General features: G+C 41.7%; 18 protein-coding genes. 14 read left to right on the top strand and 4 right to left on the bottom strand.

Features of this window, described 5'->3' with window-relative positions:
* The first annotated feature begins 90 nt into the window (after positions 1-90).
* The 9 genes from FD735_RS09075 (at position 91) to FD735_RS09035 (ending at position 7,911) form a co-directional block, all read left to right on the top strand.
* A complete protein-coding gene (locus FD735_RS09075; RefSeq protein ID WP_139659005.1) occupies positions 91-759 on the top strand; it encodes a CPBP family intramembrane glutamic endopeptidase in 669 nt (222 codons plus the stop codon).
* 203 nt (positions 760-962) lie between these two features.
* Positions 963-1,571, top strand: coding sequence for a hypothetical protein (locus FD735_RS09070; RefSeq protein WP_139659004.1), 609 nt, complete (start codon positions 963-965; stop codon positions 1,569-1,571).
* 136 nt (positions 1,572-1,707) lie between these two features.
* On the top strand, positions 1,708-2,403 hold the full coding sequence (locus FD735_RS09065) for an AzlC family ABC transporter permease (RefSeq protein WP_000659754.1): 696 nt from the start codon (positions 1,708-1,710) through the stop codon (positions 2,401-2,403).
* Positions 2,393-2,716 (top strand): AzlD domain-containing protein, encoded by a 324-nt coding sequence (locus FD735_RS09060; RefSeq protein ID WP_000253946.1) that lies wholly within the window; start codon positions 2,393-2,395, stop codon positions 2,714-2,716. Before FD735_RS09065 ends, FD735_RS09060 begins: the two co-directional genes overlap by 11 nt.
* A 103-nt stretch (positions 2,717-2,819) precedes the next feature.
* Positions 2,820-3,662: an amino acid ABC transporter substrate-binding protein gene (locus FD735_RS09055; protein ID WP_084921146.1), complete on the top strand. Its 843-nt coding sequence runs from the start codon at positions 2,820-2,822 to the stop codon at positions 3,660-3,662.
* A 154-nt stretch (positions 3,663-3,816) separates the two neighbouring features.
* Positions 3,817-4,671, top strand: a complete 855-nt coding sequence (locus tag FD735_RS09050; protein WP_000694533.1) for a MetQ/NlpA family ABC transporter substrate-binding protein — start codon at positions 3,817-3,819, stop codon at positions 4,669-4,671.
* Positions 4,672-4,789: 118 nt separating this feature from the next.
* The gene (locus FD735_RS09045) at positions 4,790-6,163 is read left to right on the top strand and encodes a M20/M25/M40 family metallo-hydrolase (protein WP_000231780.1); all 1,374 of its coding nucleotides are present in this window, start codon (positions 4,790-4,792) and stop codon (positions 6,161-6,163) included.
* Complete coding sequence (locus FD735_RS09040) at positions 6,156-7,217, top strand: methionine ABC transporter ATP-binding protein (RefSeq protein ID WP_042903024.1); 1,062 nt, start codon at positions 6,156-6,158, stop codon at positions 7,215-7,217. Before FD735_RS09045 ends, FD735_RS09040 begins: the two co-directional genes overlap by 8 nt.
* Position 7,218: 1 nt before the next feature.
* Positions 7,219-7,911, top strand: a complete 693-nt coding sequence (locus FD735_RS09035) for a methionine ABC transporter permease (RefSeq protein ID WP_000137507.1) — start codon at positions 7,219-7,221, stop codon at positions 7,909-7,911.
* 28 nt (positions 7,912-7,939) lie between these two features.
* Here the strand turns inward: FD735_RS09035 and FD735_RS09030 are convergent, their stop codons facing one another.
* Complete coding sequence (locus tag FD735_RS09030; RefSeq protein ID WP_139659003.1) at positions 7,940-8,509, bottom strand: MptD family putative ECF transporter S component; 570 nt, start codon at positions 8,507-8,509, stop codon at positions 7,940-7,942.
* Between the two features lie 133 nt (positions 8,510-8,642).
* Between FD735_RS09030 and FD735_RS09025 the strand changes: the two genes are divergently transcribed.
* The 5 genes from FD735_RS09025 (at position 8,643) to nrdI (ending at position 13,342) form a co-directional block, all read left to right on the top strand.
* Positions 8,643-9,257: a YesL family protein gene (locus FD735_RS09025; RefSeq protein ID WP_000514459.1), complete on the top strand. Its 615-nt coding sequence runs from the start codon at positions 8,643-8,645 to the stop codon at positions 9,255-9,257.
* On the top strand, positions 9,235-10,905 hold the full coding sequence (locus tag FD735_RS09020) for a sensor histidine kinase (RefSeq protein ID WP_000800569.1): 1,671 nt from the start codon (positions 9,235-9,237) through the stop codon (positions 10,903-10,905). Before FD735_RS09025 ends, FD735_RS09020 begins: the two co-directional genes overlap by 23 nt.
* Positions 10,906-10,916: 11 nt before the next feature.
* Positions 10,917-12,203 carry a response regulator transcription factor gene (locus FD735_RS09015; protein WP_000278920.1) on the top strand — a complete coding sequence of 429 codons (1,287 nt, stop codon included), beginning with the start codon at positions 10,917-10,919 and terminating at the stop codon, positions 12,201-12,203.
* 58 nt (positions 12,204-12,261) lie between these two features.
* Entirely contained in the window at positions 12,262-12,795 is a 534-nt protein-coding gene (locus FD735_RS09010; protein ID WP_139659002.1) for an ABC transporter permease, read from the top strand.
* A gap of 76 nt (positions 12,796-12,871) precedes the next feature.
* Positions 12,872-13,342 carry a class Ib ribonucleoside-diphosphate reductase assembly flavoprotein NrdI gene (gene nrdI, locus FD735_RS09005; RefSeq protein ID WP_000724244.1) on the top strand — a complete coding sequence of 157 codons (471 nt, stop codon included), beginning with the start codon at positions 12,872-12,874 and terminating at the stop codon, positions 13,340-13,342.
* Between the two features lie 79 nt (positions 13,343-13,421).
* Here nrdI and FD735_RS09000 read toward each other — a convergent pair whose 3' ends face one another.
* The 3 genes from FD735_RS09000 to argS form a co-directional block, all read right to left on the bottom strand.
* Positions 13,422-14,684, bottom strand: coding sequence for an NRAMP family divalent metal transporter (locus FD735_RS09000; RefSeq protein WP_139659001.1), 1,263 nt, complete (start codon positions 14,682-14,684; stop codon positions 13,422-13,424).
* Positions 14,685-14,881: 197 nt separating this feature from the next.
* Complete coding sequence (locus tag FD735_RS08995) at positions 14,882-15,127, bottom strand: hypothetical protein (protein ID WP_000084865.1); 246 nt, start codon at positions 15,125-15,127, stop codon at positions 14,882-14,884.
* Positions 15,128-15,456: 329 nt separating this feature from the next.
* Positions 15,457-17,148: an arginine--tRNA ligase gene (gene argS / locus FD735_RS08990; RefSeq protein WP_139659000.1), complete on the bottom strand. Its 1,692-nt coding sequence runs from the start codon at positions 17,146-17,148 to the stop codon at positions 15,457-15,459.
* Between the last annotated feature and the right edge of the window lie 31 nt (positions 17,149-17,179).

The raw sequence follows: 17,179 nt of genomic DNA, 5'->3' as shown, positions 1-17,179 counted from the left end.
TATAAGAAAAAATGTCAAATATGCGATTTTCTAAAATAGGGCATTTTTCGTGTTATACTGTCTTTATTTCATAGTATAGGAGAAAATAAAATGAAAAAGATAATCTCACGCTACTACTTGTTTGTAGCTATTCTACTTGTCATTACTGACCAGTTCTTGATTCGTCTGCTCTTACACAGCGACTTTGCTGCTGGTCTATCTGACTTTGCCTATTATTTGTCGGATATGATGTTGAATTTTCTTGTGGTTCTGCTTGCTATTATTGTTATGGTTTGGTCAGGTAAATGGCAGAAAATCAACAGTAGAAAATTTAAAGGGTCTTATCTTTTTTATTCCTTTTTAGCTCTTCTTGCTTTTGTTATTTGGAATTTTGTCACATTTGTTATTTTCCCACCTACCAAAAATGAAATTGCTTATCAACTGGATGTTCCTACTTTTACAGGTGCAACGGCATTTTTGATGTATTTTTTCTATCCTGTGATTGCAGGTCCCATTTTTGAAGAGATGATTTATCGTGGGTTGGTGATGACTGCTCTGGAAAAAGGAAAGAAGTGGGGTCTGGATGTGCTTGGTTCTGCTGCTTTGTTTGGAATCTTGCACATTAGTAATCACGGTTGGGTCTTGACAGACTTTTTCGTATATATGGGTGGTGGCCTCATACTTGCAGTCTTGTTTAGAGTAACCAAGTCCATTTATTGGCCTATTGGACTGCATATAGTCAATAATGCCATTGGTCAAATTCTGCCCTTGTTGTTTTAGAGTTTCTGCCAATCATAAAAACAAAAGAACTGACTAGCTAAGTATTATAAATAAGACTGTTTTTTCAGTCTTTTTTATTTTGAATGTCTGTTACTAATTTTTGAGTAGTCCTTTGTTTCCTCCAAATTTAGAGAATAAGTCTCAAAATGTAATCGGAAAATCCAAAGTTTGTCAGTCTGAGACTTTTTTTGTATAGTAGAAATATGAAATTTACAAAAATAATCAGTAGTCTGCTTGCTCTTGGAGCTTTACTCATGCTTTTATCAGCTTGCCAGAATATCAAAAAGACACCACTGGTCTTGTTTGAATCCCTTTCGTTCGGTATTTCTCCTAAATCTGTTGAAGAAGTATTTGGAAAGGTAAGCGAGGTGGAGGAAGAAGAGGAAACGGCCTATCGCGACACTTGGCGCGCAGAAGATCCGTATTTCTATAAAACAGGTCGCCTTTTCTATCACTATGAGCAGATTAATTTGAAAGGCTATACTGGTCGAGCAACCTTTACATTTTCAAAAACGCATCGCTTGGAAACAGTAGCGGCTTATTTCCCCGTTGCCTCAAAAGCTGAGCAGCAAGCATTGCTCGATAACTTATCCCAGACTGTAAAAAAAGAGCTTGAAGAACTCCCAGATTACCAGTCCATGACAACTGAGACAGTAGGCATCTATGATGACGGTTATCGCTACAAGGTCAAGTTAAAAGGACAACAGTGGGAACTCTGGGTTGATGTCTATCCAACAGAAAATAAATATGCTACAGACACAGAAACCGATAAGTATACTATCCGAGTGGATCAATTTCTCATGTATCCATGATGCTTCCTCTTCAGCACTTTTTCTGGCAATAGGTTTCGAATCCGAAACTTTTTTCTCTTCTTTGAATATGTTATAATAGTCCGTGCTGTGGCTGTGATGACGAACAGCCTCAATTGGAGAGAATATGAGGAGAAGGATGAAAGAAAAAGGATTTTGGGAAGGTGTTCAGGCGGCCATGCCGACTGCTCTTGGCTATGTCAGCATTGGTCTAGCCTGTGGGATTATTGGTGCGCCTTATGTGACACCTGTTGAGATGGGCTTGATGAGCCTCTTTGTTTATGCTGGGAGCGCCCAGTTTGCCATGTTGGCACTGATTGCGGTCCAAGCGCCTGTGGCAGCTATTGCTATGACGGTCTTTTTGATCAACTTGCGACTCTTTTTGCTGAGCTTGCATGCATCGACCTATTTCCGTCATACTAGTCTTTGGCAAAATATCGGCATGTCCAGTCTCCTGACAGATGAGACCTATGGGGTTTTGATGGGAGAATTAGCCCATACAGACAAGGTCCATCCTATGTGGATGCACGGGAACAATCTCAATAGTTATGTAGCCTGGTTTATTGGGACAGTTGCGGGGACAGCTTTAGGTGGCCTTCTGCCAAATCCTGAAGTCTTTGGCTTAGACTTTGCCCTTGTCGGGATGTTTATCGGGATTTTTACTTCGCAATTTCAGATTATGCAAAGACGGGTTCCTGTCCGCAATCTGCTGCGAATCCTAGCAGTTGTTGCAGTGTCTTTCTTTTTGCTCTTGACAGTAGTGTCTCAGTCGCTAGCTGTTCTGTTTGCGACCTTGCTAGGTTGTACTATGGGGGTGGTCTTAGATGGTCAGTAAATATCTTTTGTTAGCCGTTATCTTTTCAGGCCTAGTGACTTGGGTTCCCCGTATGATTCCCTTCATCTTGGTCAAGTATAAGGGCTTGCCTGCTATCGTTGAGCGGTTTTTGAAGTTCTTGCCTGTTTCCATTATTTTTGCCTTGATCCTTTCAAGCGTAGTGACTGGCAAGGTTGGGAGCCTTCCTCAGATCAAATGGCTGGACTTCTTGGCAGTTTTTCCAACGGCTTGGGTAGCCTTTCGCTACCGCAATCTAGTAGGTACGGTTCTTTTTGGGGTAGTCTTGATTGCAGTCTTGCGTCTGGTCTTTTAAATCAGCCATAAAAAAAAACTATCACCGAGATAGATATCATATAATGGCAAAAAAAAATATTTTCTGTTAAGATAGTAAAGTATTCTATTTTGGAGGAAATGACATGAAAAAAATCGTCAAATATTCATCTCTTGCTGCTCTAGGACTTGTTGCCGCAGGTGTACTAGCAGCTTGCTCAGGTGGTGAGAAGAAAGATGCTGCATCTGGTGAAGCAACATCTAGTAAAAAAGAAATTATCGTTGTAACCAATGCTACACCAAAACCATTCAACTATGAAGAAAATGGCGAATTGACTGGTTACGAGATTGAAGTGGTTCGCGCTATCTTTAAAGATTCTGACAAGTATACTGTCAAGTTTGAGAAGACAGAGTGGTCAGGTGTTTTTGCAGGACTTGATGCTGATCGTTACCAAATGGCTGTTAGCAACATCAGCTACACTAAAGAACGTGCTGAAAAATACCTTTATGCAGCTCCAACTGCTAAAAACCCTAACGTTCTTGTAGTGAAAAAAGATGACTCTAGCATCAAATCGTTTGATGATATCGGTGGAAAATCAACAGAAGTTGTTCAAGGAACAACATCTGCTAAACAGCTAGAAGACTACAACAAACAACACTCAGATAACCCAACTATCCTTAACTACGTTAAAGGGGACTTCCAACAAATCATGGTACGTTTGAGTGATGGCCGATTTGACTACAAGATTTTTGATAAGATCGGTGTAGAGACAGTCATCAAGGACCAAGGTTTGGATAACTTGAAAGTTATCGAACTTCCAAGCGACCAACAACCTTACGTATACCCACTTCTTGCCAAAGGTCAAGATGAGTTGAAGGCATTTGTGGATAAACGCATCCAAGAATTATATAAAGATGGAACCCTTGAAAAGCTATCTCAACAGTTCTTTGGCGGTTCTTATCTGCCAGCAGAAGCTGATATTAAATAGTCGTATGAAATCATCCAGTCTGAGAAAGGCGGATGATTTCTCAATTTTTAGGTATATAGTTTCAAACTATATGTCTGCCTATCTAATAACAATTTGCTAAATCAAATAAAGTATGAGATACTATTACGGTATTATTTTTAAAGGAGATAGAATCATGAAAATTAAAAAATGGCTCGGTGTAGCAGCTCTTGCTACAGTCGCAGGTTTGACTCTTGCAGCTTGCGGAAATTCAGAAAAGAAAGCAGACAACGAAACAGTTGTCAAAATTGCAACAGTTAACCGTAGCGGTTCTGAAGAAGCGCGTTGGGATAAAATCCAAGAATTGGTTGAAAAAGATGGAATTAAATTGGAATTCACAGAGTTCACAGACTATTCACAACCAAACAAGGCAACTGCTGATGGCGAAGTAGACTTGAATGCTTTCCAACACTACAACTTCTTGAACAACTGGAACAAAGAAAACGGGAAAGACCTTGTAGCGATTGCAGATACCTATATCTCACCAATCCGCCTATACTCAGGTAAAAATGGGGAAGAAAACAAGTACACCAAAGTGGAAGAAATCCCAGATAACGGTGAAATCGCCGTACCAAACGATGCAACAAACGAAAGCCGTGCACTTTACTTGCTTCAATCAGCTGGTTTGATCAAATTGGATGTTTCTGGAACTGCACTTGCAACAGTTGCTAACATCACAGAAAATCCAAAGAACTTGAAGATTACTGAATTGGACGCTAGCCAAACAGCTCGTTCATTGTCATCAGTTGATGCTGCCGTTGTAAACAATACCTTCGTTACAGAAGCAAAATTGGACTACAAGAAAGCACTCTTCAAAGAACAAGCTGATGAAAACTCAAAACAATGGTACAACATCATTGTTGCGAAAAAAGATTGGGAATCATCACCTAAGGCTGATGCCATCAAGAAAATTATCGCAGCTTACCACACTGATGAAGTGAAAAAAGTTATCGAAGAAACATCAGACGGTTTGGACCAACCAGTTTGGTAATAAGACACAGGGAGGTGGGAGAGAGTTTCCACCTCTTGCTTTTGTATAGAGAGTTGATTTTAAAGAGGCACTTGTGGTCGTTCTGAAGACACAAGTAGGTAGTAGAAAGAGAGAGAAAATGGTTTTTCCTAGCGAACAAGAGCAGATTGAAAAATTTGAGAAGGATCATGTTGCCCAGCATTATTTTGAAGTCTTGCGCACCTTGATTTCCAAGAAATCAGTCTTTGCCCAACAGGTTGGACTCAAGGAGGTCGCAAACTATCTGGGTGAGATTTTCAAGCGTGTAGGGGCTGAAGTGGAGATTGATGAGAGCTATACGGCTCCCTTTGTCATGGCGCATTTCAAGAGTTCGCGTCCGGATGCCAAGACCTTGATCTTCTATAATCACTATGACACCGTGCCAGCGGATGGCGACCAGGTGTGGACAGAGGATCCTTTTACCCTTTCTGTGCGAAATGGCTTTATGTATGGGCGTGGGGTTGACGACGACAAAGGCCATATCACAGCTCGTTTGAGTGCTTTGAGAAAGTATATGCAGCACCATGATGACCTGCCTGTCAATATCAGCTTTATCATGGAGGGAGCAGAGGAGTCTGCTTCCATGGATCTAGATAAGTATTTAGAGAAACACGCAGACAAACTTCGTGGAGCGGACTTGCTAGTCTGGGAACAAGGAACCAAGAACGCCTTGGAACAGCTGGAAATCTCTGGCGGAAACAAGGGAATTGTAACCTTTGATGCTAAGGTGAAGAGTGCGGATGTGGATATCCACTCGAGTTATGGTGGTGTCGTGGAGTCAGCTCCATGGTATCTTATCCAGGCCTTAAGTAGCCTACGTGCAGCAGATGGACGTATCTTAGTAGAAGGCCTGTACGAGGATGTTCAAGAGCCAAATAAACGAGAGCTAGCCTTGGTGGATACTTACGCCCAACGCAATCCAGAGGAAATTAGTCGCATTTATGGTTTGGAATTACCTCTCTTACAAGAGGATCGTGCAGCCTTTCTAAAACGGTTCTTTTTCGAGCCAGCCCTTAATATCGAAGGGATTCAGTCAGGTTATCAAGGGCAAGGGGTTAAAACGATTTTGCCAGCAGAAGCCAGTGCTAAGTTAGAAGTTCGTTTGGTTCCTGGCTTAGAACCGCATGATGTTCTGGAAAAAATTCGGAAACAGCTAGACAAAAATGGCTTTGATAAGGTAGAATTATACTATACCTTGGGAGAGATGAGTTATCGAAGCGATATGAGCGCGCCGGCCATTCTCAATGTGATCGAGTTGGCCAAGAAATTCTATCCACAGGGCGTTTCAGTCTTGCCGACCACAGCGGGGACAGGACCTATGCATACGGTCTTTGATGCCTTAGAGGTACCCATGGTGGCCTTCGGTCTAGGAAATGCCAATAGCCGAGACCATGGTGGAGATGAAAACGTGCGAATCGCCGATTACTACACCCATATTGAATTAGTAGAGGAGCTGATTAGAAGCTATGAGTAGAGATATTATCAAGTTAGATCAGATCGATGTGACTTTTCACCAAAAGAAGAGAACCATCACAGCGGTCAAGGATGTGACCATTCACATCCAAGAAGGGGATATCTACGGAATCGTTGGATATTCTGGAGCAGGGAAATCAACCCTTGTACGGGTGATTAACCTCTTGCAAAAACCATCTGCAGGGAAAATCACCATTGATGACGATGTGATTTTTGACGGTAAGGTCACTTTGACGGCGGAGCAGTTGCGTCGGAAACGTCAAGATATCGGGATGATTTTCCAACACTTTAATCTTATGAGCCAGAAAACGGCCGAGGAGAATGTGGCCTTTGCCCTTAAACATTCTGGACTCAGCAAGGAAGAAAAGAAAGCTAAAGTAGCCAAGTTGTTGGACTTGGTTGGCTTGGCGGATCGTGCTGAAAACTACCCTTCACAACTATCAGGAGGGCAAAAACAGCGTGTGGCTATTGCGCGTGCCTTGGCCAATGATCCAAAAATCTTGATTTCAGATGAGTCAACTTCTGCCCTTGACCCTAAGACAACCAAGCAGATTTTGGCCTTGTTGCAAGATTTAAACCAAAAATTAGGTTTGACGGTTGTTTTGATTACGCATGAAATGCAGATTGTCAAAGACATTGCCAACCGTGTGGCGGTCATGCAGGATGGCCGTTTGATTGAAGAAGGAAGTGTTCTTGAAATCTTCTCAGACCCTAAACAACCTTTGACACAGGACTTTATCTCAACAGCTACAGGTATTGATGAAGCCATGGTCAAGATTGAGAAGCAAGAAATCGTAGAACATTTATCTGAGAACAGTATTTTAGTGCAGCTCAAGTATGCAGGGGCTTCGACAGACGAACCACTTTTGAATGAATTGTACAAGCGTTACCAAGTAACGGCTAATATCCTCTATGGAAATATCGAAATTCTCGATGGCACTCCTGTTGGAGAATTGGTTGTGGTCTTGTCAGGTGAAAAAGCAGCACTAGCAGGTGCTCAAGAAGCCATCCGTCAGGCTGGTGTGCAGTTAAAAGTATTGAAGGGAGGACAGTAAAATGACAGAGTTGATTCAAACTTACTTACCAAATGTCTACAAGATGGGCTGGGCTGGTCAGGCAGGCTGGGGAACGGCTATCTACCTAACTCTTTATATGACAGTTCTTTCCTTCATCATCGGAGGATTCTTGGGGCTGGTGGCAGGTCTTTTCCTCGTCTTGACAGCGCCAGGTGGTGTCTTGGAAAATAAGGTTATCTTTTGGATTTTGGATAAGATTACCTCTATTTTCCGTGCGGTTCCTTTCATCATCCTCTTGGCAATCATGTCACCACTCTCTCACTTGATTGTGAAGACTAGCATTGGGCCAAATGCAGCCCTTGTCCCCCTTTCTTTTGCGGTCTTTGCCTTCTTTGCCCGTCAGGTGCAGGTTGTCTTGGCTGAGTTAGATGGTGGTGTCATTGAGGCTGCTCAAGCAAGCGGAGCGACCTTCTGGGATATCGTGGGTGTTTACCTATCAGAAGGTCTTCCAGATTTGATTCGTGTGACGACAGTAACCTTGATTTCCCTTGTTGGTGAAACAGCTATGGCGGGAGCAGTTGGTGCTGGTGGTATCGGTAATGTGGCCATTGCCTATGGATTCAACCGTTACAATCACGATGTGACCATCTTGGCGACCATCATTATCATCTTGATTATCTTTACAATCCAGTTCTTGGGAGATTTCTTGACCAAGAAATTAAGTCATAAATAAAAAGAGCCGAAGGGCTCTTTTTTAGTGATTAGATTTTGTGTGTAAACTTTTTACTAATGGCTTGTCCAAGCAAAGCCCCAATCAAGGCACCTAGGAGGATGCTTGAAACAAAGAGAAGGATTTTGTCCAACTCTGGAGCGACCATGATACGCTCAATGTATTCTTGGGATTTCCCACGTGCAACTAAGGTGGCCACGTAAGCTTTGGGACGGATCCACATGAGGAAGATAGGGCCACTTGTGCTAAAAGCAAAGACGAGGAAGGAGAGGGTGTTTTTGATTCGATCTCTGTAGTTTCCGAGACGAGCGATGGCATCTGCTGCAAGACCACAGGCGAGTCCTGGGAGAAAGGCACCAGCGCCATGCTTGCTAGCTAGGAAGAAAAGTGCCATAAAAAGTCCTAGAGTGGTGATAGCGCCAAAACGAGGGACCTTCGTCAAAAGAAGCATGTAGACACTGCCACCGACAAGGGCAGAAAAGGCCGGCGCGTAGAACATATTGCCTGTTTGATCGACCAGGTGTCCTAGGAAGACTCCAATCCCTAGACAGAGGAAATAAAGGACGGCGGCCAAGAGGGTGGTTAAGATATTTTTCTTCATGAGAATCTCCTTGATGCGAATTAACAAAACCAATTGTATCACGCTTTTTGAGGATTGTAAATGGGAGTTCTATATTTTTGAAAACGTTTGAAATATGATATAATAGTTACATCATTAGTTTAAGGAGAGTAGCATGGGAAAATTTCTAGAATTCGTCTTTAATCGTATCTTTTTGGGAATGATTGCGACGGCTTATTTCTGGCTATTAACACTTGCAGGAGGAGTAGTCTTTGGTTTGGCACCAGCTAGTGCAACTCTTATGAGTTTGTATGCGGAGCATGGGTATACCTATCGAGCATACCATTTGAAGGAAGCTTGGGAATTGTATAAGAGCAATTTTGTCAAGAGCAATCTGGCTTTCTATAGTTTTGTGTTTGTGGATCTTGTTCTGATTTATGGTTTGTATCTTCTAGTTCAATTGCCCCACCAGACGATTTTCTACCTTTTGGCGACCTTTCTCAACGTCCTTGTAGTTGCTCTTGTCTTTCTAGCCTATACTGTGTCCTTGAAACTTCAGGTGTACTTTGATTTATCCTACCAAAATACCTTGAAACTGTCCCTTATCGGGATTTTTATGAGCTTACCTGCGATTGCCAAGGTTTTACTCGGGTCCGCTCTCCTTGTAGGAGTTGGTTATTATATGCCTGCCTTGCTCTTTTTTGTAGGAATTGGAATGTGGCATTTCTTTATCAGTGATATGTTGGAACCTATTTATGAAAGTATCCATGAAAAATTGGCGACAAAATAGAATGAAGCAGTTTTGGCTTCACTCTCTTTTACGGATTTATAGTTTGGTTATGATCGTGGTCATTGCCAGTTTTGCAATTATGCTATCGTATGCTGACTGGGACTCGCGTGAGAAAGAGGCCCAACGGGTTGCAGAACGTGTGACCACTCGGACAGTGAGTGAAGTGGAATACTATCACAGAGAGTCAACTCAACTTGCTCAGTCTTTGGTTGAAAATCAGGCCCGCATCGAAGGAATTTACAAGTATTTTAGTCTCAGCACACCAGACTATTTCTATTGGCAATTAGAGCGTAAAACTTCGCCTTATATCTCGGTTTCCCTGTATGAAAATATTGATGACCTCTATGTTCGGAATGATTTTGTGACTGGAGTGGCTATTGTTCTTCAGGACTACAAGGAAGTCTATGTTTCGACTAGAGAAAAACGCAGTGGAGAGAAAATTCCTGCGGAGGATTTTAAGCCAACAGCCAATAGTTTTGCCATTCCTGTTTCCGATCCTGTGTCTGACAAGGATTTAGGAGTGATTTATATCTCCCTATCCCCAGATGTTTTACATGGCGCTATTGACAATACAAGGGGCCATATCCCAATGGCTGTAACAGTAACTTCGCCTTTTGAGACTGAGATGTTCCATATTGGGGAGAAGGTCTCAGCCGAGCGAGAAAACTGGTTTGTAGGTGTCACCTCTCACGGTTATCAGGTTCGAGTTGCTGTTCCTAAAAATTTTGTTCTTACAGGAACTTTGACGAGTTCAGCTGTCATTATTGGGCTAAGTATTCTCTTTATCATCATTTTGTACGTGACCCTTAGACAGACTTTTTCAAATTACCAAAAGCAGGTCGTAGACCTAGTTGATTCGATCGAGGTGATTGCTCAAGGGGAAGAAGGCCTTCGAATCGATACCTCTGAAAAAGACCAAGAATTGCTTCTCATTGCAGAAACAACCAATGATATGTTGGACCGCCTGGAAAAAAATATCCACGATATCTATCAGCTAGAGCTCAGTCAAAAAGATGCCAATATGCGAGCCCTGCAGGCTCAAATCAATCCTCACTTTATGTACAATACTCTGGAGTTTTTACGGATGTATGCCGTCATGCAAAGTCAGGATGAACTGGCGGACATTATCTATGAATTTAGTAGCTTGTTACGCAACAATATCTCCGACGAGCGGGAAACGACCTTGAAGCAGGAGTTGGAATTTTGCCGAAAATATAGCTATCTCTGTATGGTGCGTTATCCTAAATCCATTGCCTATGGTTTCAAGATTGCACCAGAATTGGAAGAAATGAGGATTCCAAAATTTACACTCCAACCATTAGTAGAAAACTACTTTGCCCATGGTGTTGACCATCGCAGAACGGATAATGTCATCAGTATCAAAGCCTTGAAGGGCCAAGGCTTCGTTGAAATCCTAGTGGAAGACAATGGTCGAGGAATGCCCGCTGAGAAACTAGCTAGCTTGCAGGAAAAATTAGCTCAGAGAAGTTTTGAACACGAAGCAAGCTACAGTGGGGAGCGGCAATCAATTGGAATAGTAAATGTGCACGAACGCTTTGTTCTCTACTTTGGGGATCGCTACCAAATCAGTGTAGAGTCAGCTGAGCAAGAAGGTGTTCGTTACCATATCACTATCCAGGATGAATAGAAAGGGTAGAAATGTATAAAGTTTTATTAGTAGACGATGAGTACATGGTGACAGAGGGGCTCAAGCGATTAATCCCCTTTGAAAAATGGGATATGCAAGTCGTCGCAACAGCTAATCACGCAGATGATGCTTTGGACTATGTTAAGAAAAATCCAGTAGATGTGGTCATTTCCGATGTCAACATGCCAGATAAGACCGGACTTGAGATGATTAGGGAAATGAAAGAGCTACTTCCAGATACCTATTATATCTTGCTGTCTGGTTATCAGGAGTTTGACTACGTCAAAAAAGCCATGAACCTTAGTGTCGTGGATTATCTGGTCAAGCCAGTAGACAAGGTGGAGTTGGGCAATTTATTAGAAAAGATTGCGCGACAGCTTCAGGAAAAGGTGGAGAAAAGTCAGACCCTCAGTCAAGAATTGGATGAGACAGGATTTACTAACTATCTGTCAGATAAAGACAGCTGGTGGATAGGACTTTCAAAGGAAAAGCAGGGATCTTTTACCATTCCTTACTACGTTTTGGGGCAAGACTGGCAGATTTTCATCTCTGATCAGCCACTAGATGGCATCGTCGTGACACCATTTGAAGCACCCTACCAGCAGTCTTTTGAGAATTGGAAGATCAATGCTGAGAAAGCCCTCTTCTACGGTTCAGTCAATCTAGAAAAATCCGAGAGTTTGTTTGCTTATTACGAGCCGATTTATCGGGTGATTATCCAAGGGAATATCAATCAAATCATCGAAGAATTAACCCTGCTAGAGAAGATTGTTTTGAAGAATACCCCGCGCGTGGCCATCACGAAGCAGCTCTTTACCCAGTTTGTCATGGATGTCTTTCATTTGTTTGAACACCTAAAAGCAGATGATATGACCGAGATTGTCAAAGCTATCCATGCCATTAATACCTTTGAAGAATTGGTTGCCTATATCAAAGAAACTTTGACCAAGTTCTTTGGCCAGTACCGCATGAATGAAAATGTGGTGAGTGTTCTGGAAGTGATTGGGCGTGATTATCAGAAAGAGCTCTCACTGAAGGATATTAGCAAGGATCTCTTTATCAATCCTGTCTATCTCGGTCAGCTGATCAAGAGGGAAACCAACTCAACCTTTGCGGAATTGCTCAATAAACAGCGAATTAAGGCAGCGCAGCAACTCTTACTTTCGACCAGTGATAGCATCGAAGATATTTGCTATGCAGTTGGCTATAGTAATGTTGGATATTTCTACAAGGTTTTCCGTAAATTGTGCGGAAAATCACCGAAAGCTTATCGGAAACAAGTTGAAACCAGCTTGTAAAAGTTGTATTCCTGTACAAAAAATGCTATAATGTTCAAAATATCTTATGGAGGAAAACATGAAAAAGAATCCTATTTATCTTTGGGTTTTGTTAGTCCTATCAGCCCTCATTTCATCTATGTCATTGTTTGGAATCTTGAGTCCATTGCCAAGTAAAGATGTGCTTCGTACAAGCCTATCTAATAGTGGGTCCCTTACTGCTCAGCAAATAGAAGACACGGTTAACTATACTTACCAAGTAACAGCGTCATCGCACTCTATTTTTAATACGTTGTTGATTGTTTTATCTGCAATTTTAGTTGTAGTAGCCTTTGTATTTCTAGTACGTAAAAATGTGCAATTCGCAAACTATGCTTATATTGGCTATGTTCTACTAGCGATTGTTGGTTTGGTTTATAGCTATATGAACGTTCAAGATGCGGTTCAATTAATCAAAGATACTACTCTCGGCTTAGGAATGGGAGCATTTGCACAAGGAACGAATATTTTGTTCATCATTATCAATGTTCTCTTTTTAGCCTTAGTCTTTTACAAGATGTGGCGCCAACAAAAAGATTTGGCCGAAGAAGTCGAAGCAGAAGAAGTTGCCTAAGTATTGACAAAAAAGAACTATCAAGTTACAATCTTGGTAGTTCTTTTTAAATCGTAAACAAAAAATAGAGGTCAACATGAAAAAAATATCCCTAGTGTATATCAGTCTGAGTGGGAATACAGAGAGTTTTGTAACCCGACTCAAGGACTATCTCTTGTCTCAGTATGAGGGAATTGAGGTCCAAAAAATCCATATCAAGGATTTGGTCAAGGAAGGCCAAGAATTCTTTGAAATGGAACATCCCTATGTCGCTTTCTTGCCGACCTATCTGGAAGGTGGAAATGGTGTCGATAACGGCGATGTTGAGATTCTAACGACTCCAGTGGGCGACTTTATCGCTTATGGAGACAATGCTAGTAAGTGTTTTGGGGTAGTGGGTTCCGGTAATCGCAATTTTAACAATCAATACTGCCTAACAGCCAAGCAGTATAGCCAGCGCTTTGGCTTCCCAGTTTTGGCTGACTTTGAAATGCGTGGTATGCTGGGAGATATTAAAAAAGTCGCAGCAATCATTGCAGACTTGTATGAGTTAGAGACAGAAAAATAAAGTAGTATTAAGGGGCAGTTGAGATTTTCAACTGCTTTTGAGTATGCAAAAGCACCCCCGTAAGGGTGCCATTTATAAACTATCCTGCTTTTCCGATAGCAAGTGCATAGATAAAGAAAATAGCAAAGCCAAAGAGGAAAATCAAACCTGCGATAGCGAGGAGTTTTAGCCAAGAAGGAAGATTTTTATTCTCACGTGTCACCAATACATAGTTCAAAAGAGCGAAGAATGGTGTTGTCAGGAAAGAACCGATCATAGCAAAGCGAAGCATGGTGGAAACTTGTCCAGCAAAGAATTTAATAATTACGATACCAATGATAGCGGTAATGGTCATCCAGATGTTCAAAGATTTGCGAGTATCCTCTTTTTGACGAATCAAGAGTCGCAGCGATTCCTGATTGACACGAGAGTAGCCATCGATAACGGTGATGACCGTTCCAAAGATACAGAGAAAGGCGATAAAGGTAATCAAATAACGGGACCATTCTCCAAGAACAGAGGCATACATACCCACAAATTGAGAGATGTATTTGACTGAAGCAGCTTCAACTGCCTGCCCGGTAGGATACTGAATCAGTGCTCCTAGTGCCACGAAGAATACAGCTAGGATAGCAGTTCCAATGTAACCAACGTTAAAGTCGAAAAGAGCGTCCGCTGTATTAAAGTTGACGGTCTTTTTCTTTTCAGCAGACCAGAGTGAATTGATGGCTGAAATTTCAATAGGAGCAGGCATCCATCCTAAGAGGGAAACGATGAAAGGGAGGGCCGCCATTTGCCAAGGTGTCTTTTCGACAAAATCAGAGCTGTATTCTGGATGTTTAATTGCTGCAATAATAACTGCAAGAACTGTTGCAATGGTCAAAGCAGACATGATCCATTTTGCCATACCATCCAATAGTTTGTAGCCACCAAAGAGTAGCATGGCCCAAATGACTGCAACAAGGATAAGAGACCATTGAGTGATGCTAAGACCAATCATTGGAAAAGCGCTAGCGATGATAGCTGAGCAAAGGATAGCGACTCCAGCTGTATTAACCATTGCAGAGAAGACGTTGAGGACAAAGAAAATCCAGAGATAGAGTTTTCCTTTTTCGGCATAACCTTCCACCAAGGTTTTACCAGTGTCGGCAGTATATTCGGCACCAAAACGGAAAAATGGATATTTAAAAACATTGGCCAAGATAACCAAGAGGAGTAGTGACCACCCATAAGAACCACCAGCTTGAGTAGAGGATACGATATGAGAACCTCCAACAGCAGCAGAAGCCATTAGGATTCCTGGTCCCATTGCCTTTAGTTTGCTTGCCCAGGTTGACTGGTTTGATAACGTAACTTGTGACATAATAAACGCTCCTATTTTTAAATTTTCAGAATAATCTGAATATACAGCTACTATTCTACAAAAAACTTAAAGGAAATGCAAGAATATTTTGAAAAAATATAGAAAATTACAGAAAACTTTACATGTATTAATGAAATTTCTCCAAGGAGAATATGGTAAGCCTAAAAAATCCGAGAAGAAAGCTTCTCGGATTTTGATTATTTCAATTGATCTGTAACGTCTTTTGAGAGCAACATTCCCAGATGGTAAGTTTTATTGATATGTGCAATGACATCATTGATATTTTCAGTCGTGTGAATTTTCTCTTTGATGTCAGACCTAAATGTCTCGTCCTTCAAGAGTTGCTCTTGGTAGAGTCTTTGAAGTCTTTCCTTCTCGTACTTATTGAGCAGAAAAAGGAAAACCAAGCTAAGTACAACGAGGATATAAGCATATTGGCTCATAAGGAATCTCCCAGTGTGATAAATAGTAAAAGTGAATAAATTGTTTCATTGAACAGCTGCAAGGCCGAACAAAATATAAATGTTATTTTGCTCAATCGTTCGGATTGCTTTCAAGTAATTTAAAAGATTACGACATGAGCCTAACCAAATCGATATTATTTGGTTAGGTGAATTAGTGAAGCGTTTAGGCAATTCGTACTGGTTACGACGTCATGGGCTCTAAATCGATTATATTTAGGGACCATGACTAGTGAAGCGCCAAGCCAAAGTCCGAATAGGATTTGGCGTTAGTTACTTAGATTGCTCTGCAATCAAGTAACTTTGGCGATTTACATCTTCTCCGGCGCTTCTACTCCGAGCAAACGAAGAGCTTCTTTGAGGATGACTGCGGTTGCGTAGTTGAGGGCCAGACGACTGTCGCGCTCAGGACTTTCATCTAGGATACGTGTATGTGCATAGTACTTGTTGAAAGCTTGAGCCAGACTAATCGCAAATTTCGCAATGATAGAAGGTTCAAAGTTATCTGCTGCACGATTGATAATACGTGGAAAGTCTTGGAGTAGTTTAATGATTTCCCAGCTTTCAGCATCGTTCAAGCTGTAGTTGCCAGCTGTATCTGGTTTGAAATCGGCTTTGCGCAAGATAGATTGGATACGAGCGTAGGCGTATTGAACGTAAGGTCCAGTTTCTCCTTCAAAGGATACCATAGCTTCAAGGTCGAAGTCATATCCATTTGTACGGTCGGTCTTAAGATCATAGAACTTGATAGCCCCAACTCCAACAGCGTGGGCAACTTGGTCTTTATTTTCTAACTCAGGATTTTTCGCCTCGATTTGGGCCTTGGCACGACTAACAGCCTCAGCGATAGTCGGTTCTAGCAAGATGACATTTCCTTTACGAGTAGAGAGTTTTTTCCCTTCTTTTGTTACCAATCCAAACGGAACATGGACAATGTCTTGGCTCCAATCGTAGCCCATCTCTTGTAGTACTGCCTTGAGTTGTTTGAAGTGGGCAGATTGCTCTTGACCAACAACATAGATGGATTTTGCAAATTGGTATTCGTTTTTACGGTAAAGGGCTGCAGCCAAGTCTCGTGTGATATAGAGAGTTGCACCATCAGATTTTTTGATAAGGGCTGGATGTTCAATTCCATATTTCTCAAGATTGACAACTTGAGCCCCTTCTGACTCAACAAGAAGTCCTTTTTCAGCGAGAATGTCTACAACAGCATCCATCTTATCATTGTAAAAGGCCTCCCCGTTGTAGCTGTCAAATTCGACTTGCAATTCATTGTAAAGGCGGTTGAATTCCACTAAACTTTCATCACGGAACCATTGCCAGAGAGCGAGGGCTTCCTCATCTCCATTCTCCAGTTTGCGGAACCATTCGCGCGCTTCTTCATCCAAGCTAGGATCTTTTTCAGCTTCAGCATTGATGCGAACGTAGAGTTTAAGAAGTTCATCGATTGGATGCGCTTTAACGGCTTCCTCATTTCCCCATTTTTTGTAGGCGACAATCAGCATCCCAAACTGTTTGCCCCAGTCTCCCAAATGATTGACCTTGACTGTTTGATAACCGATTTTTTGGAAAATATGTGACAAGCTATCTCCGATAACTGTTGAACGCAAGTGCCCAATAGAGAATGGTTTTGCGATGTTGGGACTAGACATATCAATAATGACATTTTCTTGCTTGCCAATGTTTTGGTCAGCATAGTGATCTTTTTCAGTGATAACATCCTGTAATACCTGAGCCGAAATAGCACTTTTATTAAGGAAAAAGTTGACGTAAGGTCCAGTAGCGACAACCTTTTCAAAGGCTTGACTATTGATTTTTTCAGCAATATCTGCTGCAATCATTTGAGGAGCTTTACGCTCGACCTTTGCTAGAGAAAAGGCAGGGAAGGCGATGTCTCCCATTTCTGAGTTTTTAGGTGTTTCCAGTAAATTTAAAATAGCCTCTTGATCCAGGCTATCAATGACGCTAGCCAACTCACTAGCAATCAGTTCTTTTGTATTCATAAGGGCTCCTTTTGGGCTTTTTTACTATTTT

The sequence above is a fragment of the Streptococcus sp. 1643 genome (assembly GCF_006228325.1).
Taxonomy (GTDB): domain Bacteria; phylum Bacillota; class Bacilli; order Lactobacillales; family Streptococcaceae; genus Streptococcus.
This window is presented reverse-complemented; position numbering and strand designations above follow the sequence as displayed.